Annotated in this window: 15 protein-coding genes; 7 read left to right on the forward strand and 8 right to left on the reverse strand. The window is 70.0% G+C overall.

Going from position 1 to position 19,047, the window contains the following annotated elements:
* Positions 1–25: 25 nt before the first annotated feature.
* Positions 26–2,104 (reverse strand): alpha/beta hydrolase family protein, encoded by a 2,079-nt coding sequence (locus B4A39_RS11040; RefSeq protein WP_292036549.1) that lies wholly within the window; start codon positions 2,102–2,104, stop codon positions 26–28.
* A gap of 103 nt (positions 2,105–2,207) precedes the next feature.
* Here B4A39_RS11040 and B4A39_RS11045 point away from each other — a divergent pair, with 103 nt between their 5' ends.
* The 7 genes from B4A39_RS11045 (at position 2,208) to trxA (ending at position 12,279) form a co-directional block, all read left to right on the forward strand.
* Complete coding sequence (locus B4A39_RS11045) at positions 2,208–3,047, forward strand: GNAT family N-acetyltransferase (protein WP_292036550.1); 840 nt, start codon at positions 2,208–2,210, stop codon at positions 3,045–3,047.
* Positions 3,044–3,505: a tRNA (adenosine(37)-N6)-threonylcarbamoyltransferase complex ATPase subunit type 1 TsaE gene (gene tsaE / locus B4A39_RS11050; protein WP_292036551.1), complete on the forward strand. Its 462-nt coding sequence runs from the start codon at positions 3,044–3,046 to the stop codon at positions 3,503–3,505. Before B4A39_RS11045 ends, tsaE begins: the two co-directional genes overlap by 4 nt.
* Positions 3,498–4,586, forward strand: coding sequence for an N-acetylmuramate/N-acetylglucosamine kinase AmgK (gene amgK / locus B4A39_RS11055; RefSeq protein ID WP_292036552.1), 1,089 nt, complete (start codon positions 3,498–3,500; stop codon positions 4,584–4,586). Before tsaE ends, amgK begins: the two co-directional genes overlap by 8 nt.
* Positions 4,583–5,296, forward strand: a complete 714-nt coding sequence (murU, locus tag B4A39_RS11060; protein WP_292036553.1) for an N-acetylmuramate alpha-1-phosphate uridylyltransferase MurU — start codon at positions 4,583–4,585, stop codon at positions 5,294–5,296. Before amgK ends, murU begins: the two co-directional genes overlap by 4 nt.
* Positions 5,296–8,376, forward strand: a complete 3,081-nt coding sequence (gene addB, locus B4A39_RS11065) for a double-strand break repair protein AddB (RefSeq protein ID WP_292036554.1) — start codon at positions 5,296–5,298, stop codon at positions 8,374–8,376. The genes murU and addB overlap by 1 nt, the downstream gene beginning before the upstream one ends.
* The gene (gene addA, locus B4A39_RS11070) at positions 8,373–11,822 is read left to right on the forward strand and encodes a double-strand break repair helicase AddA (RefSeq protein ID WP_292036555.1); all 3,450 of its coding nucleotides are present in this window, start codon (positions 8,373–8,375) and stop codon (positions 11,820–11,822) included. The genes addB and addA overlap by 4 nt, the downstream gene beginning before the upstream one ends.
* Positions 11,823–11,946: 124 nt before the next feature.
* Positions 11,947–12,279 carry a thioredoxin TrxA gene (gene trxA, locus B4A39_RS11075; protein ID WP_292036557.1) on the forward strand — a complete coding sequence of 111 codons (333 nt, stop codon included), beginning with the start codon at positions 11,947–11,949 and terminating at the stop codon, positions 12,277–12,279.
* 75 nt (positions 12,280–12,354) lie between these two features.
* Here trxA and B4A39_RS11080 read toward each other — a convergent pair whose 3' ends face one another.
* From B4A39_RS11080 to B4A39_RS11110, 7 genes are read right to left on the reverse strand one after another with little or no spacing between them, the layout of a single operon-like run.
* Complete coding sequence (locus B4A39_RS11080) at positions 12,355–13,641, reverse strand: bifunctional folylpolyglutamate synthase/dihydrofolate synthase (RefSeq protein ID WP_292036558.1); 1,287 nt, start codon at positions 13,639–13,641, stop codon at positions 12,355–12,357.
* 9 nt (positions 13,642–13,650) lie between these two features.
* Positions 13,651–14,541 (reverse strand): acetyl-CoA carboxylase carboxyltransferase subunit beta, encoded by an 891-nt coding sequence (locus B4A39_RS11085; RefSeq protein ID WP_292036559.1) that lies wholly within the window; start codon positions 14,539–14,541, stop codon positions 13,651–13,653.
* A 10-nt stretch (positions 14,542–14,551) separates the two neighbouring features.
* The gene (gene trpA / locus B4A39_RS11090; protein WP_292036560.1) at positions 14,552–15,394 is read right to left on the reverse strand and encodes a tryptophan synthase subunit alpha; all 843 of its coding nucleotides are present in this window, start codon (positions 15,392–15,394) and stop codon (positions 14,552–14,554) included.
* Positions 15,391–15,870 carry a hypothetical protein gene (locus B4A39_RS11095; protein ID WP_292036562.1) on the reverse strand — a complete coding sequence of 160 codons (480 nt, stop codon included), beginning with the start codon at positions 15,868–15,870 and terminating at the stop codon, positions 15,391–15,393. Before B4A39_RS11095 ends, trpA begins: the two co-directional genes overlap by 4 nt.
* Positions 15,871–15,872: 2 nt before the next feature.
* A complete protein-coding gene (gene trpB, locus B4A39_RS11100; RefSeq protein ID WP_292036563.1) occupies positions 15,873–17,087 on the reverse strand; it encodes a tryptophan synthase subunit beta in 1,215 nt (404 codons plus the stop codon).
* 32 nt (positions 17,088–17,119) lie between these two features.
* Positions 17,120–17,758 carry a phosphoribosylanthranilate isomerase gene (locus B4A39_RS11105; protein ID WP_292036564.1) on the reverse strand — a complete coding sequence of 213 codons (639 nt, stop codon included), beginning with the start codon at positions 17,756–17,758 and terminating at the stop codon, positions 17,120–17,122.
* 49 nt (positions 17,759–17,807) lie between these two features.
* A complete protein-coding gene (locus B4A39_RS11110; RefSeq protein WP_292036565.1) occupies positions 17,808–19,022 on the reverse strand; it encodes an NAD(P)/FAD-dependent oxidoreductase in 1,215 nt (404 codons plus the stop codon).
* Positions 19,023–19,047 lie beyond the last annotated feature (25 nt).

Raw genomic sequence — 19,047 nt, forward strand, 5'->3', positions numbered from 1 at the left:
CCTGCGCCGCCCGCAAAGTCCCGTTTTAGTCCTGCCCCTCCGCCGTCCAGCGCGCGGTCCAGTCCAGGATCTCCTGCTGCCAGTCGACCCAGGTCCGGGGCTTCAGCACCCAGTGGTTCTCGTCCGGCACGTGGACGAAGCGGCTGGGAATGCCCTCGCGCTGCAAGGCCGAGAAGGTGGCCAGCCCCTGCTCCATCGGCACGCGGAAGTCCTTGGACCCGTGCAGCACCAGCATCGGCTTCTTCCAGTCCGCGACATAGGTCTCGGGGTTGAAGGCGTCGTACAGGTCCTTGCGCGTCCAGCTGGGGCCGCCGAACTCGTGGATGAAGTTGCCGATGTCCATGGCGTTCATCAGCTGCGGCACGTCGAACACCCCGGCGTGGTTGACCAGGCAACGCCACGGCCCGTTCCACTTGCCCGCGATGGTGTTGACCATATAGCCGCCATAGGAGGCGCCGAGCGCGCAGGCCCGGTCGCCGTCGATCCACGGATTGGCCGACAGCGCAGCCTCCCAACCCTTCTGCAGATCTTCCAGCGGACGGTCGCCCCAGTGGTCGTTGATCGCGTCGGTGAAGGCCTGACCATAGCCCGGCGAGCCGTGGAAATTGACCATGACCACCGCATAGCCCGCCGCCGTATAAACCTGAGGATTCCAGCGATAGGACCAGCTCTCGGTCCACGGCGACTTGGGCCCGCCGTGGATCAGATAGACCGCCGGATACCGGCGCCCCTCGACATAGCCCGCGGGCTTGAACACCCAGCCGTGCGCCGTCTCGTTGTTCCAGCCGGCGAAGCTCAGAGGCTCAGCCTCCGGGAGGTCCAACCGGGCCAGCAGGTCGGCGTTGTGCTGGGTGGCCTGACGCGCCGCGCCGCCGTTCTCCGCCACGAAGACCTGGGTCGGGGTGGTGAAGCTGTCGTGGGCGTAGGCCACGACCCCTGCCGCCTCGTCGAAGGCGTTGACCGCACCGTCTCCGGTCAGGGCCTTGATCGCGCCGGTGCGGGCGTCGATCTCGAACAGGCGGTTCTGCCCCTCGTCCGCGGCCGTGACGTAGAGCGCTCGCCCATCCGAACGCCAGGTCAGGCCCGACGGCCCGCGATCCCAGTTGGTCAGCTGGCGCGCATTGGCGCCGCTGGCGTCGGCGATCATGACCACGGCCTGATCCCCGCCGACGTTCTCGCGCGGCGAGGCCAGCCAGGCCAGACGACGGCCATCGGGCGAGAAGGCCGGGTTGCCGTCCGCGCCCCTGTTGCCCTCGGTCAGGTTGACCGGCGCCCCCCCGTCCAGCGCGACGCGATACAGGTCGCTGTTGTTGGTGAAGGGCTCGCCTGCGCCCTGTTTCTGGGTCGAATAGATCAGGGTCTTGCCGTCGCGCGACAGGGTGAAGTCGCCGTCGCCCGCCGCCACATCGGCGTCCAGCCCCGGCATCAGGTCGCGCGCCTCGCCGCCAGCCAGGCCGGAGCCGTTCAGCGGCTGGCTGAACAGGTGAGTGCGCCGCCCGTCGGCCCAGCGGTCGAACACCCGCAGCGGCAGGCGATCATAGGCCTGCAGCCCGCTCTTGGCCCGCTCGGCCAGGCGATCCTTGACGCAGGTCAGGGTGGCGCAATCGGTGAAGACCGAGACCGCCAGAATCAGCGAACGCCCGTCCTCGGCGATGCGGAAGCCCGAGACGTCAATCGGCAGGGTCGTCACCTGGGCCGCCGCCATGCCCTCGCGATCGGCGCGCCAGACCTGGTTGGAACCGCCACGCGAGGACAGGAAATAGATGGCCTGACCATCCGGCGCCCAGCGCGCGCCCGAGACGCCGCCCTCGGAGATCGCCAGCTTGCGCGGCGCCGTCCCCCCGTCAGCCTCGGCCAGCCACAGGGCGTTGACGCCCTTGTTGCCGTCCCAGTCGGTCGTACGCACGGCATAGAGGATGCGGCGGCCGTCGGGCGACACGCGCGGATCGCTGACCCGCTCCATCATCGCCAGTTCCTTGACGCCGAGACCAGCGCGGGCCGCGGGGGCCTCGGCTGCGGTCGGGGCAGACGTCTGGGCCAAGGCTGGCGACGCCGCCATCATCAAGGCTCCGAAAGCGGCGGCCAGCATCCAGCGTGATTGCATCTTCAAACCCCATCCTGATTACAGCTCGGCTTGTTGATAGGCGGCCGAATACCCAGCGCCAAGCCGCTTGCCGCCGTCGCCCGGAGCGGCGACAAGCAGGGTCATGAGTCCCACGCCTTCTCATATCGTCGATGTGCTGATCGCCGAGCGCGCGCCGCGTCTGACGCGCTCCGCCGCCTGGCCCCTCGTTCGTCCCGCCCTATATGGTCTGCTGGACTACGCCAAGGCCCGGCGCATGGCCGACGCCATCGGCCCGATGGGCGGCCGCCAGGCGCTGGACCACGTTTCCGACCTGTTGAACCTGACGGTCACGACGCAGAACCTCGACCGCCTGCCCGTCACGGGCCGCTGTCTGGTCGTCTGCAACCATCCGACCGGAATCGCCGACGGCCTGGCGGTCCACGACGCCCTGCGCACCGTGCGCGACGACCTGATCTATTTCGCCAACGCCGACGCCCTGCGCGTCTCGCCGAGACTGGCCGAAACTGTCGTCCCAGTCGAATGGGTCACGGCCAAACGCACCCGTGAAAAGACCCGCGCCACGCTTCAATCGGCGAAAGACGCCTTCGAGGCCGAGCGTTGCGTCGTCATGTTCCCCGCCGGACGCCTGGCGCGCGTCGACTCCCACGGCCTGCTGACCGACCCTGAGTGGGCCGCCACCGCCGCCTCTCTCGCGCGCAAGTACGACGCCCCCGTGGTGCCGATCCACGTCGCCGGGCCGACCAGCCGACTGTTCCACCTGTTCGACCGTTTCTCTCAGGAACTGCGCGACATCACCCTCTTCCACGAACTGCTGAACAAGCAGGGCCAGGAGTTCGATCTCAGCGTCGGCCTGCCCATCGCCCCTGAAGCGCTGGACGTGGACGCCCCCCGCGCCACCGTGGCCCTGAAGACCTTTGTCGAGCGCACCCTGGCCGCCGACCCTGACGCTGTATTCGCATGACGACCTTTGAACTGCCTGACGCCGAGGCCACCACCCGTCTGGGCCAGGCCATCGCCCCCCTGCTGGAAGCCGGCGAGTCCGTCCTGCTCTATGGTCCGCTCGGCATGGGCAAGTCGACCCTGGCGCGCGGCCTGATCCGCGCCCTGACCTCGCCCGACGAGGACGTGCCCAGCCCCACCTTCACCCTGGTCCAGTTCTACGAAAGCGATCCGCCCATCGCCCACTTCGACCTCTACCGCCTCAGCCGTCCCGAAGAAGCTTTCGAGATCGGTCTGGACGAGGCGCTCGATGAAGGCTGCCCCCTGATCGAATGGCCCGAACGGCTGGGCGATGATCCGGGCCATATGCTCGGCCCCGACCGACTGAGCATCACCATTTCCGAGGACGGCGAAGGCCGCCTTGCGTCCGTTATTGGCGCAGGCTCGTGGGAAGCCAAACTGAAGGAAGTCCATGTCTGACCGCGAAGCCCTCCGTCTCGATTTTCTGCGTTCGGCCGGTCTGGCCGAGGCCGTCCGCGCGCCCTTGCCCGGCGACGCCTCGACGCGCCGCTATGAGCGGCTGACCACGGCCTCCGGCGCCACCCTGATGCTGATGGATCAGGCCCCCGCCGCCGAGAGCCAGCCCTGCGATCCATCGTGGACGCCGGAGCAACGCCACGCCCATGGCTGGAACGCCGTCGCCCGTCTGTCGGCTGGCCGCATCGAGGCCTTCGCCGCCGTCGCCGCCCACCTCAAGTCGCTCGGCCTGTCCGCGCCAGAGATCGTGGCCGTCGACGCCCCGAACGGCCTGGCCGTGATCGAGGATTTCGGCGACGCCCTGTTCGCCAAGGTCATCGACGAGGGCGCCGAGGAGGCCCCGCTCTACCGCGCCGCCGTCGAGGCCCTGGCCGTCCTGCACGCCGCCCCGACGCCCGAGGTCCTGAGCGGCCCGGCGGGCGACTGGCCCCTGCTGACCTATGACCAGACCGCGCTGCAGGGCGGGGCCGACCTCTTCGTCGAATGGCTGCCGAAACTGATCCCGTCGCTGGCCTTCGACGACGACGCCGTCGCCGAATGGCGCGCCGTCTGGGCCCCGATCACGGCGGCGGGCGAGGCGGGCGCCAGCGTCATGGCCCACCGCGACTATCACGCCGAAAACCTGATCCGGCTGGACGGCCAGACCGGCGCCGCCTCGGTCGGCCTGATCGACTTTCAGGACGCGGTGAAGGCCCACCCGTCGTGGGACCTCCACTCCCTGTTGCAGGACGCCCGCCGCAACGTCACGCCCGAGCTGGAAGCCTTGGCGCTGGACCATTATTTCACCCTGCGGCCCGAGACCGACCGCGAAGCCTTCATGGCGGCCTACGCGGGTCTGGCGGCGCTGAACGAGGCGCGGATTCTAGGCATCTTCGCCCGCCTGATCGCCCGCGACGCCAAGCCCAGATACGCCGCCTTCATGCCCCGCATGTGGGCCCACCTGAACGCCAACCTGAAGGCGCCCGGCCTCCAAGCCGTCGCCGCCTGGATGGCCCGCCACGTGCCGGAGGATCTCCGTCGATGAACGCCCCTAAGACCGCCATGGTCCTCGCCGCCGGGCTCGGCACCCGGATGCGGCCCCTGACCAACGACCGGCCTAAGGCTCTGGTCGAGGTGGCTGACCGCGCCCTGATCGACCATGTTCTCGACCGGCTGGCCGAGGTGGGCGTCACCAAGGCCGTGGTCAATGTCCACTGGTTCGCCGACCGGTTGGAGAGCCATCTGGCCGCCCGAACCCGTCCCGCCATCACCATCTCCGACGAACGCGACGAACTGCTGGAAACCGGCGGCGGCCTGAAGAAGGCGCGGCCCCTGCTCGGCGACGATCCCGTCTTCGTGGCCAATATCGACAGCGTCTGGATCGACCGCGGCGACGCGCTCGCAGACCTTATCCGCCTGTGGGACCCTGAACGCATGGACGCCGCCCTGCTGCTGGCCAAGCGCGAAGGCTCAATCGGCTTCGAGGGCGGCGGCGACTTCTTCCTCGGCGACGACGGCAAACTGACCTTCCGGGGCGAGGCCGCCTCCGCCCCCTTCGCCTACATGGGCGTCCACATCACCCGCCCCGACTACGCCGACCTAGGCCCCGACGGCGCCTTCTCGCTCAGCCCCCTGTGGCGCCAATCCGCCGCTCAGGGCCGCCTCTACGGCTGCGTGCTGGACGGCGACTGGATGCACGTCGGCGACCCTCAGGCCCGCGACCAGGCCGAAGCCCGACTGAAGGCTGAAGCCTGATGTCCACGGGGGGCCGCTTCGATCCGTTCGCCGGAACCGGGCCGCGCTGGCGCGCCGTGCCCGCCTGGCGGCCCTTCCTCGAGGACCTCGCCGCCGGGGTGCTCGACTGGCTCGGCGATCAGACGCCCGAGACCCTGACCGACGCCACCATCCTGCTGCCCAACCGTCGCGCCGCCCGCGCCTTCTCCTCGGCCCTGGGCAAGCTGGCCGGCGACCGTCCCGTCCTGCTGCCCCAGGTCCGCCCGCTCGGCGATCTGGAAGAGGACGAGCCCCCCTTCGCCCCCGGCGAACTGGGTCTGGACCTGCCCCCCGCCATCGCACCCCTGACCCGCCGTTTCGAGATGGCGCGGATGATCGTCGAGGAGTTCGAGCCGGGGATGAAGCCCCTGCGCGCCCTCGAAATGGCCGATGCTCTGAGCGGCTTCCTCGATTCCTGCCAGCTGGAGGAAGTCTCCGACCTGTCGCGCATCGCCGGGCTGGCCGAACAGGATCTGGCCGCCCACTGGCAGGACAGCGCCCGCTTCCTCGGCCTCGCCGTCGAGGCCTGGCCCAAACGGCTTGAGGCGCTAGGTCTGGTCGATTCCGCCTGGCGCCGCGCCACCCTGCTGCGCCGTCTGGCCGATGCCTGGGACGCGCGCCCGCCGCAGCAACCCGTCATCGCCGCCGGGTCGACCGGCACCGTCCCCGCCGCCGCCGACGTTCTGGCCGCCGTTGCGCGCGCCCCCCAGGGCGTGGTCGTCCTACCCGGCCTCGACCTCGATCTGGCCGACGGCGTCTGGGACCGCATCGACGACCAGCACCCCCAGGCCGCGCTGAAGGCCCTACTGACCCGCGCCGACATCTCGCGCGATCAGGTCCGCCCCTGGTTCAAACCCGCCATCGCGCCGCGCGTCGAGGCGCGCGGTCTTGCCCGCCAGCGCCTGATCAACGAAGCCCTGCGCCCCGCCGAGGCCACCGACGACTGGCGCGCCGAGATCGCCCGCCTGCGCGCCGACGCCGCCGAGGCCGGCCAGGCCGCCGACCCAATCGCCGAAGGGCTGAAGGGCCTGTCCGCCCTCTCCGTCCGCGCCGAGGAAGAGGCAGCGACCGCTATCGCCCTGCTGATGCGCGAGACGCTGGAAACGCCCGGCCAGACCTGCGCCCTCGTCACCCCCGATCTGGACCTGTCGCGCCGCGTCGAGGCCCGGCTGGCGCGCTGGAACATCATCCCCGACGCCTCGACCGGCGCCCCCCTGTCGCGGATGAGCGCAGGCGTCCTGGTCGATCTCTGCGCCCGCTTCATCGAGAGCCCGCTCAAGCCCCAGACCCTGCTGGGTCTGATCAAGCACCCGCTGACCCGGCTCGACCTCGGCGACACCTCTTTGCCCGACGCCGCCTCGGCGCTGGAGGAACACGCCCTGCGCGGCCCGCGTCCGCGCGACTGGGCCGAGATTCAGACACGCCTTTTGAAGGCCGCCGAGCCCGGTCGCGGCGGCCAGCCCCTGCCCGAGTGGAAATCCGCCCGCCTGTCCGGCGCCCGCGCCCTGGCTGCTCGGCTGGAAACCCTCTCCGCCGAGGCCCTCTCGGTTTTCACCCCCACGGCCGCTCCCGACGTCGCCGCCCGCGCCCTGACCGCCCTGATCGAGGCCCTGGCCGGTCAGAACGCCTGGGCCGGTCCCGACGGCGAGGCCGCCGCCTCGTTGCTGTCGGCCCTGATCGACGGCGGCGGCTCGCTAGGCGCGGTCAGCCGCGCCGACTTCGCCGCCCTGACCGCCGGTCTGCTGGGCGAGGAGACGGTGCGCACCGGCGGGGCCACCCACCCGCGTCTGCGCATTCTCGGCGCCATCGAGGCCCGTCTGACCCGCGCCGACCGCATGATCCTGGCCGGGCTGGAGGAGGGCGTCTGGCCTCGCCCCGCCCCCGTCGATCCCTTCCTGTCGCGGCCGATGAGGAAGGCCCTGGACCTGCCCACGCCCGAGCGGCGTCTGGGCCAGACGGCGCAGGACTTCGTCCAGGCCGCCTGCGCCGACGAGGCCGTCCTGATCCACTGCGAACGGCGCGGCGGCCAGCCCGCCGTGCGCTCGCGCTGGCTGTGGCGCCTGGAGATGCTGACGCGCGGCGCCGACGCCCCCGCCACCCCGGTCGCCATTCCGGCCCCCGAGGGTCTGGCCGAATGGACCCGCGCCCTGGACGCTCCGCCGCCCGGCCCCGCCCGTTTCGCGCCGCGTCCCGCGCCGAAGCCCCCGGTCGAGCGCCGCCCGCGCAGCCTCTATGTCACCCGCATCGAGCGCTGGGTGCGCGATCCCTACGCCATCTACGCCCAATGGGTGCTAGGCCTGAACATCATGGACCGGCCCGGCGCCTCGGCCGAGGCGATGGCGCGCGGCAACGCCGTGCACAAAGCCATCGAGCGCATGACCCTGATGTGGCCCCACGTCCTGCCCGACAACTGCGAGGCCCAGATCGAGCAGTTGCTGATCGAGGAGTTGACCGCCCACGGTTTCGAGGACGCCGCCATGGCGCGCGAGACGCCCTTGGCCCGCAACTGCGCCCGCTGGCTGGCCGGGTTCGAGGCCGAACGCCGAGCGCGCGGCGTCAATCTGCTGATCGAGCAGCAAGGGACCATGACGTTCGACGCCCCCGCCGGTCCCTTCACCATGAAGGCCTACGCCGACCGCATCGAGGTCGGGGCCAGCGCCGCCGCCATCATGGACTTCAAGACCGGCGGCGTGCCGTCGGGCAAACAGGTCAAGGCGGGCTTCGCACCCCAGTTGACCCTGACCGCCGCCATCCTCGCCGACGGCGGCTTCAAGGACACCAACGGGCCCGTCCCCGCCGACGAACTGACCTATGTCCGCGTCGTCGGGCGCAAGAAGGCGGGCGAGGTCGCGGTGCGCGCCTCCGGTCCCGAAGCGGCGGCGCTTGGCGAAGCGGCGCTGGAGGGGCTGAAGAAGCGGGTGGCCCGCTTCGATCACCCGGAAACCCCCTACGTCTCATGGGCCGCGCCCCAGTTCATGGGCAACTACGGCGGCAACTACGACCATCTGGCCCGCGTCTGGGAATGGCACGTGGTCGGCGGCGAAGAAGGCGACAGCGAATGAACATCGCCACTCCGCAGATGCGCCCCGATCCGCAGATCCGCGCCGCCGATCCGGCCCTGTCGGTCTTCGTCACCGCCAACGCCGGGTCGGGCAAGACCACCACCCTGGTCAGCCGCGTGGCCCGTCTGCTGCTGGGCGGGGCCGGGGCCTCGGCCATCCTCTGCGTCACCTACACCAAGGCCGCCGCCGCCGAGATGCAGGCCCGCCTGTTCGACACCCTGGGCAAGTGGGCGGTCATGGACGACGCCGCCCTGTCCGCCGAATTGGCCAAGCTGGACGCCAGCGATCCCGCGTCCCTCAACCCCGCCCGTCTGTCCGAGGCGCGCCGCCTGTTCGCCCGCGCGCTAGAGACGCCCGGCGGGCTGAAGATCCAGACCATCCACGCCTTCTGCGAAAAGCTGCTGCGTCGCTTCCCCATCGAGGCCGGCGTCTCGCCGCGCTTCACTGTGCTGGAAGACGAGGCCGCCATCGCCCTCAGCCACGCCGCGCGCGAGGAACTGGCCCGCGCCGCGCTGCGCGATCCCGACGGCCCGGTGGGTCAGGCCTACAGCCATTTCGCCGTCGAGCTGGACTGGGGCCGGTTCGAGAGCCTGCTGGCCATGATCGAGGCCCGGCGCGCCGACCTGACCGACTATGTCGCCCGCGTCGGCGACGGCGCCGCCCCCGGCTCCCACGCCCTGACCGGCGCCGATCCCGACCAGACGCCCGACGATATCGAGGTCGACTTCACCCGTTGGCTGGATCGGGGCGAGGTCCGCCGCATGGCCGAACTGATGGCCACCGGCGCCAAGACCGACAAGGACCGCGCCGCAGAACTGTTCCACGCCCTCGATCATGAGTGGAGCTTCCACGGCCTAGGCGTCGTTTTCCTGACCGGCAAGGGCGAGGCGCGCAAGTCGATGGCGACCAAGCAGGCCCCGCCCGACGCGGGCGGCTGGCTGACTGACCTTCAGGGCAAATATCTCGCCACGCTGGACGTGGTGCGCGCCGCCAAGGTCGCCGCCGACACCATCAAGCTGCTGACGCTCGCCGTGGCCCACGCCGCCTTCTACGAGGCCGCCAAGGCCGAGCGCGGGGCGCTGGATTTCTCGGATCTGGTGGCGAAAACCGTCGACCTGCTGACCGAACGCTCGACCGCCGCCTGGGTGCTGTACAAGCTGGACGGCGGCATCGACCACGTCCTGATCGACGAGGCTCAGGACACGGCGCCCGAGCAATGGGCCATCATGCGCGCCCTGACCGGCGAGTTCTTTTCGGGCGAGGCGACCGACCGCACCGTCTTCGCCGTGGGCGACGAAAAGCAGTCGATCTACTCCTTCCAGGGCGCCCGGCCCGAACGCCTGCGTCAGGAAGCCCAGGTCTATGACGCCCTGATCACCGCCTCCGGCTCCGCCTTCGAGGGTGTGCCGCTGGAGACCTCCTATCGCTCGACCGAGGACGTCCTCGCCTTCGTCGATCACGCCTTCACTGATCCCGAACGCACCCGCGCCCTGGTCGGCGAGGCCGGCGACATCCCCCGCCACCTGCCCGCCCGCGTCGGCCAACGCGGCAGCGTCGACCTCTGGCCCCTCTTCATGGACGAGGCCCCGCCCGAGCGCGACGCCTGGGACGATCCCGTCGATCAGGAAGGCGTGGCGGGCGCGCGCAAACGCATGGCCGCCGCCCTGGCCCAGGAGATCAGGCGGCAGGTCGAAACCGGCGCCACGGTCTATGACCGCAACACGCGCAAGCCGCGCGCCAGCGGTTATGGCGACTTCCTCATCCTGGTCCGCCGCCGCGACTCCACCTTTGAAGAGATCATCCGCGCCCTGAAGAGCGCGGGCGTGCCCGTCGCCGGGGCCGACCGCCTTAAGCTCAGCAGCCACATCGTCTTTGACGACCTCAAGGCCCTGGCTCGCTTCGCCCTCTTCCCCGGCGACGACCTGTCGTTGGCCGAAGTGCTGCGCAGCCCGTTCTGCGACGTCGACGAGGCCTCGCTCTATGATCTGGCCGGGCGCGAGAAGCGTCAGGGCCTGTGGCGTGAACTGAAGACCCGCGCCGACGAACGCCCCGAATGGCGCCGGGCGCTGGAGCTGTGCCTGACCGCCCGCGGCGCGCGCGACGGTGCCCCCTTCGCCTTCTTCTCCACCCTGCTCAACCGGGTGGACGACACCGGCGCCTCGGGCCGCGCCCGCGTCCTGACCCGCTTGGGCCGCGAGGCCGAAGAGGCCGTCGACGAGACCCTCAATCAGGTGCTGGCCGCCGAGAACCGGGGCGGGATCGATCTCGAAACCTGTCTGGCCCTGCTGGAAGCCGCCGACGTCGAGGTGAAGCGCGAACTGGAAGGCCCGCGCGGCGAGGTCCGCGTCATGACCGTCCACGGCGCCAAGGGGCTGGAGGCGCCCGTCGTCATCCTGCCCGACACCACCATGAAGGCGAAAGCGCAAGGGCCGAGCCTGATGCCGGTTGCGCTCGACGCCATCGGCATGGGCGACGGCGAGGCCTGGCTGATGTGCCCCGGCTCCAAGGGCGATGACTGCGCCGCCTCCGAGGCCGCCCGCGCCGCGCGCGAGGCGCGGGTCAGCGACGAGTCGCTGCGCCTGCTCTACGTCGCCCTGACCCGCGCCCGCGACCGCGTCATCGTCATGGGCCGCGGCTCCAAACGCTCGCCAGAGCCCGGCGACTGGTGGTCGGTCATCGAAGAGACCTTCAACCGTCTCGGCGACGAAGTGCGCACGCTCGACAACAATGTCCGCCGCTACGGCGTCGATCTTGACGTCCTGCCCGCCGTCAGAGCCGTAGCCGAGCACCGCCCCGAGGCCCCCGACTGGACGCGCGTCACGCCCGCCCGCGACGCCGCCGCCCGCTTCGCCTCGCCGTCGCAGATGCAGGAGCAGAAGCGCATCCCCGCCCCCTCCCCGCTGGCGCGCGGCGAAGGCCTTGGCGCCGGTCTGGGCCGCTTCCGACGCGGCGACCTGATCCACCGCCTGCTGGAACGCCTGCCGGACATCGCCCCGCTCGACCGACCCGACGCCGCCGTGCGGATGCTAGCCCGCGAACGCGACCTGTCGGACGATCAACGCGCCGAGATGATCGGGGCAGCCTTCGCCGTGCTGGACGACGACCGCTTCGCGCCCGTCTTTGGCCCCGGCTCGCGCGCCGAGGTGGCCGTGACCGGCTCCTCGCCTGACCTGCCCCCCGGCGTCTCCATTTCGGGCCGCATCGACCGGCTGGTGGTCACGCCCGAGCGTGTGATGGTGGTGGACTTCAAGTCCAACCGCCCAGCCCCCGACCACGTCGAGGACGCCGACCCGGCCTATGTGCTGCAGATGGCGGTCTATACGGCGGTCTTGAAGCGACTTTATCCCAACCGCGCCGTCGAGGCGGCCCTGGTCTGGACCGACGGACCCAAGCTGATGGCGGTGCCGCAAAGCCTGATGGACACGGCTCTTTCAAATGCGCGTTGATTTGTGCGGGATTCGCTCCCACATCTGCGGGGAACGCTGAGCCGATCCTCAGCGCGCCACCCATTCGGCGCTGAAGCAGCGAGGCCCGCGGGCCAAGCGTAGCGCCCCTAAAGGAGAGCCATTCATGGCGACTGTCAAAGTCACCGACGAAAGCTTCGACGCCGACGTCCTGAAATCCTCGACCCCCGTCCTGGTGGACTTCTGGGCCGAGTGGTGCGGCCCCTGCAAGCAGATTGGCCCGGCGCTGGAACAGATCGCCGACGAACTGTCGGGCAAGGTGACCATCGCCAAGGTCAACATCGACGACAGCCCCATGACCCCGTCCAAGATGGGTGTCAAAGGCATCCCGACCCTGATGCTGTTCAAGGACGGCCAACTGGCCTCGATGAAGGTGGGCGCCATGCCCAAGGGCAAGATCGTCGAATGGCTGGCCGAAGCCGGCGTCAAGGCGGACTAGAACCGCATAACCGATGTGATCAGGCGGCGGCGTCTAACGGCCCGCCGCCTTTTTCTTGCGCGCTTCAGGCCGACACTAGACGGGCCAGGTCTCGGGGCTGGCGCTCAGCACTTCGCCCGCCAGATACAGCGAGCCGCAGATGACCACCCGGCCAGCCCCCAGCGCCAGCGCCCGGTCCACGGCCTCGTCCACCGACCACGCCGCCAGAGCGCCGAAGCCGCGCCCCTGCGCCACCGCAGCCAGAGCCGCCGGGTCCGCCGCCGCGCCGTCGAAAGCGACGGTGAAGACCTGCGCCTCGATCCCCTTCAGCGCCTCGAAAAAGCCGCCCGCGTCCTTGTTGGCCAACATGGCGACAATCAGGGCCAGCGGGCGCGGCGCCCGCGCCTGACGCTCGGCTAGGGTCCGGGCCAAGGCCCGCCCGGCGTGCGGGTTGTGCCCCCCGTCCAGCCACAGCTCGGCGTCGACCTTCTGCGCTCTTTCTGCATACGGCCCCGCCGTCAGACGCTGCATTCGCGCGGGCCAGCGCACGGCCTTCAGCCCCTCGACGATGGCGCTCTCGGGCAGGTCCAGTTCCAGAGCGGCGGCCACGGCCACCCCGGCGTTATCGAACTGATGCGGGCCGCTGAGAGCTGGCGCCGGCAGGTCAAGGAAGCGCTCCTGATCCTGATAGACCAGCCCGCCGCGCTCGGCCCAGGCGTCGAAGTCCACGCCCATGACGGTCAACGGCGAACGGACCTCGGCTGCGCGGCGCTCGATCACAGCCATGACGGCTTCGGACTGACGCGCGATGACGCCCCGCGCCCCGGCCTTGAGGATGCCCGCCTTCTCGGCCGCGACGCCCTCGATCCGGTCCCCCAGGAACTCGGCGTGATCCAGATCGACGGGGGTGATGACGCTCAGCAGCGGCCGATCGATGACGTTGGTCGCGTCCAGCGAACCGCCTAGCCCGACCTCGATAATGGCCAGATCTGCGGGCGTCTCGCTCATGGCCAGGAAGGCCGCTGCGGTCGTGCTCTCGAACACGGTGGCCTCGCCCCTCATCTCGACCATGGCGGCCTCAATGCGGTCGAGGGCGGCGTTCAACTGATCGTCGCTGATCAGGCTTCCGGCCAGGCGAATCCGCTCATTGAAACGCACCAGATGCGGCGAGGTGTAGACGTGGACCTTCAGGCCCGCCGCCTCGGCGATGGCCCGGATCAGAGCGACCGTCGAGCCCTTGCCGTTGGTGCCCGCGACGTGGACCACCGGCGGCAGCTTGTTCTGCGGATCGCCCAGAGCCGCGCACAGGGCCCGCATCCGGTCCAGCGACAGATCGATGCGCTGGGGATGGCGGGCGCGCAGGCGTTCCGAGATCGGGTCCATGCGAAGGCTTTAGGCCGCCTTGCGCTTGCCGCCCATCAACATGGACATGATCTGGCCCAGGGTCGTCGGCAGATCGCCGCGCGCCACGACCTTGTCGACCATGCCCTTGCCCTGAAGATATTCAGCGCGCTGGAAGCCCGGCGGCAGTTTCTCGCGGATGGTGGTCTCGATCACGCGCGGGCCGGCGAAGCCGATCAGGGCGTTCGGCTCGGCCAGGTGGACGTCGCCCAGCATGGCGTAGGAGGCGGTCACGCCTCCCGTGGTCGGATCAGTCAGGACGACGACGTAAGGCAGTTGCGCCGCCTTCACTTCCTGCACCGCCAGGGTGGTGCGAGCCATCTGCATCAGGCTCAGCGCGCCTTCCTGCATCCGCGCGCCGCCGGCGGCGGTGAAGCAGACGAAGGGCACGCCGCGCTTCACGGCCTCACGGGCGGCGGCCACGAAGGCCTCGCCCGCCGCCATGCCCAGCGACCCGCCCATGAAGGTGAAGTCCTGGACGATGACGACCGCGGCCACGCCGTCGATCTTGCCGAAGCCGATGGCCATGGTGTCCTTGCGACCCGCCGCCTTGCGCGCCGCGTTGAGGCGATCGCGATAGGGCTTGCCGTCCGAGAACTTCAGCGGGTCTTCCGGCACGTCCGGGGTGTCGATGCTCTCGAACACGCCGTCGTCGAACGTCGCCTTCAGACGCGTGGGCGCATTGATCCGCATGTGACGGCCCGACGGCGTGACCCACAGGGCCGCCTCCAGGTCTGTGCGGAAAAGCATCTCGCCGCTGTCCGGGTCCTTGACCCACAGATTGTCGGGCGTGTCGCGTCGGCTGACGATCTTGCGCACGCCGGGAGCGAAGCGGGATAGCCAGCCGCCGCGCGGCTTGTTCTCGGAATTCTTGTCGACCATGAGCGCGCCTTTAGACGGTTTCCGCGACGGAAGCACTAGCCCGGGCGGTTTTCACCGCATCGGCCAAGGCCTTCACCCTGGCCAGAACGCGGGGGGCCGCCGGTTCGTTCGCGGCGAGCGCGGCGGCGACTTCATCGACGAAGACCGACCCCGCCACCACCGCATCGGCCACGCGGGCGATCTCGGCGGCGCGCTCGGGCGTCTTGACGCCGAAACCGACGGCGACCGGCAGGTTCGCAGCCCTGCGCACGCGCTCGACGGCGGGCGCGACGGCGGCGGCCTGCGCCTCCTTCACCCCGGTCACGCCGGCGACTGAGACATAGTAGACAAAGCCCGAGGTGCCTTGTGCGATAACCTTCAGCCGATCATCGTCCGAGGTCGGCGTGGCTAAACGGATCAGCGATACTTGCTGGCCGTCCAGCGCCGCCGCCAGTGGCCCGGCCTCTTCCGGCGGGCAGTCGACCACGATCAGACCGTCCACGCCCGCCCCCGCCGCGTCAGCGGCGAAGGCCTCGTAGCCATAGCTTTCGACCGGGTTCAGATAGCCCATCAGGATGACCGGGGTGGCGTCGTCGCCCTTGCGGAAGTCGGCTACCAGATCAAGCGTACCGCGCAGGGTCATACCCGCCGCCAGCCCACGCAAGGCGGCGCGCTGAATCGGCGGCCCCTCGGCCATGGGGTCCGAAAAGGCCAGACCCAGTTCGATCAGGTCGGCCCCGGCGGCGGGCAGACCGCGCAGGATTTCCAGCGCCTCATCCCGGCTGGGATCGCCGGTCATGACATAGGGAATGAAGCCGGCCCGGCCCTCGGCCTTCAGCGCGGCGAAACGGGCGTCGATACGGGCCGTGGTCACTGAGGCGTCGCTCCCCCGGCCGGCTGCCCGGCGCAGACGTTCCCCGGAATGGTGGCGAAGCCGAGATAGCCCGGCGATTCCGGCGCTGCCGGACCGGCAGTGTCATAGAAGGCCACCATCTGCATGCCGTCGCAGACGCCCCCCTCCTTGCGTCGGATCAGGACCACACGGTTGTCATCGCCGCCCGCCGTCAGCCAGCCCTGGCTTTCGAAGTGAGCGATGTAGGTTTCCGCAAGGGCGCCGATGCCGGCCAGCGGCGCGGTCACGCAGAAGGCCCGGCCGTTGAGGCCGTGCAGGTTTCCGCAGTCCGGCGACGGCTGGGCTGCGCCCAGCAACGGCGTGTCGGTCGCAGGAGCTCCCTGCGGTCCGGGTGCGGCCGCCTGGGGCGCTGGTGCGGCGGGCGCAGCCTGCGTCCTGGCCAGGGTCAGCGTCGGCGACAGGGTGACGGCCAAGGCCGCGATCAGAAGGGTCTTCATGCTCAAAGCTCCACGCCCAGGTGTTTGGCCACGGTGAAAATGTCCTTGTCGCCTCGCCCCGACAGGACCAGCACGACGTCGCCGCCCTTGCCGACCTCCTTCGCGACTTCGCCGATGCGGGCGAGCGCGTGCGAGGGCTCCAGCGCCGGGATGATGCCTTCCAGCCTCGACAGCATCTGGAAGGCCTCCAGCGCCTCGTCGTCGGTGGCCGACAGGTATTCGCCGCGCCCCAGATCGTTCAGCCAGGCGTGCTCAGGACCGATGCCCGGGTAGTCCAGACCGGCAGAGATCGAGTGACCCTCCAGGATCTGACCGTCGGCGTCCTGCAAAAGATAGGTGCGGTTGCCGTGCAGCACGCCGGGGCGGCCGCCCTTCAGGCTGGCCGCGTGTTCGGGCGTGTCCAGACCATGGCCCGCCGCCTCGACGCCGATCAGGCGCACGCCCTCGTCCTCGATGAAGGGGTGCATGGCGCCGATGGCGTTGGAGCCGCCGCCGATGCAGGCCACTACGGCGTCAGGAAGACGGCCGATCTGATCCCGCGACTGTCGCCTGATCTCCTTGCCGATGACCGATTGGAAGTCGCGCACCATGGCCGGATAGGGGGCCGGGCCCGCCGCCGTGCCGATAATGTAATAGGTGTCCTCGACGTTGGTGACCCAGTCACGCATCGCCTCGTTCATGGCGTCCTTCAGCGTCGCCGCTCCCGCCGTCACGGCTTCTACCTCGGCCCCCAGCAGCTTCATGCGGAAGACGTTGGGCTGCTGACGTTCGACGTCGACCGCGCCCATATAGACGGTGCAGGGCAGGCCGAAACGGGCGCAGACGGTGGCCGAGGCCACGCCGTGCTGACCCGCGCCGGTCTCGGCGATGATCCGCGTCTTGCCCATGCGGCGGGCCAGCAGGATCTGGCCCATGCAGTTGTTGATCTTGTGCGCGCCCGTGTGGTTCAGGTCCTCGCGCTTCAACCAGATCTTGGCCCCGCCGAAATGGTCGGTCAGGCGCTCGGCGAAATAGAGCGGGCTCTCGCGACCGACATAGTGGGTCAGGAAGCCGTCCAGCTCGGCCTGGAAGCTGGGGTCGGCCCTGGCCGCCTCATAGGCCGCATTCAGCTCGTGAATCAGCGGCATCAAGGTCTCGGGCACGAAGCGGCCGCCATAGGGACCGAAGCGGCCCTCGGCGTCAGGCCAAGCGTAAGAATTCGGGAGGATTGCGTTCACGAGCGGCAGTCTTTCGCGGGAAGGCGACGAAATCAGGACCGGGATACGGCCTTGAGGAAGGCGTGGATCAGGTCACGGTCCTTAACACCGGGCGCGCTTTCGACGCCAGAGGAGACATCGACCAAGGGCGCCCCCGAAATCCGCACCGCCTCGGTGACATTTTGCGGATCCAGCCCACCTGCGAGGAACCAGTGTGCCGGCAACGTCCGATCCTGCATCAGCGCCCAGTCGAACGAAGCGCCCACCCCGCCGGGCAGGTGCGAACCCTCAGGCGGCCTGGCGTCGAACAGCAGATGGTCGGCCACACCGGCCCAGTCGGGCACGCTGGCGAAGTCAGCCCCTGTCCGGATCGGCAGGGCCTTGATGATCCCCGCCCCCGTCAACCGCCGCACCTCGGCCGCGCGCTCGGGCGTCTCGTGGCCATGCAGTTGGATCAGGTCGGGCCGCAGGATCAGCCCCACCTCGGTCAGCAGGGCGTCGTCGGGATCGACCAGCACGGCGACGATCTTGGCCCGTTTCCGCGCCCGGTCGAACAGGGTCGCGGCGTGCAGCGGCGGAATGTGGCGCGGGCTCTTCTCGAACACCACCGCCCCGACAAAGGCCGCGCCGCCGTGCAGCGCCGCCTCCAGCGTCTCGGGCGTCGTCAGTCCGCAGATCTTGGCCAAGGTCATGGAATGGAGGTGCGCGAGCGCGGGCGCGGGGTCAAGCCGGCAAGACGGATCACAGCCGATACAGGTCGGCGTCGGCGTCCGCGCCACCGCGGAGCGCCGCTCCAACGATCTGGCTGGCGATGACGGAATAGGTGATGCCGTTGCCGCCAAAACCCATGACCGCCCAGGCGTGGTCCAGGTCGGGTACGGGGGCGATGGACGGCAGGCCCGTGGCGCTTTCACCGAACGCCCCCGCCCAGGCGTAGTCCACCTCGAATTCCACCGCCGGCAACAGACGACGCAGCTTGTCGGCGATGGCCGCGCATTTGCGTTTCAGCTTCTTCGGATCCGCGTGCGCCTCGGGATCAGCCTCGTCCTCGCCGCCTGCGATCAGCCGCCCGTCGCCGCCCATGCGCAAGTAGAGGTAGGGGTCGGAGCCCTCCCAGACCAGAGTGTCGCGCAGCCACGCCGGGCATCGGACGCGTGGGTTGGTCGCCAGCGCCCAGGTCGAGATCACTTCTGCGCCCGGGGTCGGCACGCCTCTGGGAAACTCATAGCCGCAGCAGAAGACGACCTGACGCGCCCGCACCGCGTGCCCTGCATCAGTCAGCAGGGTCACGCCCTCGGGATCGCTGGCCGCCTGAAGCGCCTCGACCGGAGAGAATATCCGTGCGCCCGCTGTCGCCGCTCGGCGCAGCAGCCCGGCCGCCAGGCGCGCCGGATCGGCGCTCGCCGCTCCCTGGCTGAGGATCGCGCCAGTGCGGTCGATTCCGAACTGCTCTCCTAGGTTGGAGGGGCCCAGAAAGACGCTGTCCAAGCCGAGCGCCGTCCGCGCCTCGGCTTCCAGGTCCAGCGCTCGACGGCCATAGGCGTCGCCGGCCAGATAGAGCGCCGCCTTGTCTTTCAGACCACAGCGTATGCCTTCATCCGCCACGATCCTTTTCAACGCCCCAACCGCCGCCCATGAGCGGCGATAGGCGCGATGCGCCTTGTCCGGCCCGATCCGTTGCGACAGGAGGGTCAGAGGCAGGTCGATCTCCCATTGCAGCATGGCCGTCGAAGCCATGGTCGAGCCGGTCAGGGGCGGACGGCGGTCCAGCACCACGACCGCATGATCCCGGCTTAACTCATGGGCCATGAAGGCGCCGCTGATCCCGGCCCCGACCACCGCCACGTCACAGACCACCGCCTCGCCCAGAGGCCGGGCAGGCACGCCCAGGCCGGAACTGTCGGCCCATAGCGAACGGCCGGTGCGCAGGTCGCGTTTCGGGGTCACGGCGGTCATGGAGGTCTCCGCTGGAAAGCGGAGC

This window comes from Brevundimonas sp. UBA4553 (genome assembly GCF_002387245.1).
GTDB lineage: Bacteria > Pseudomonadota > Alphaproteobacteria > Caulobacterales > Caulobacteraceae > Brevundimonas.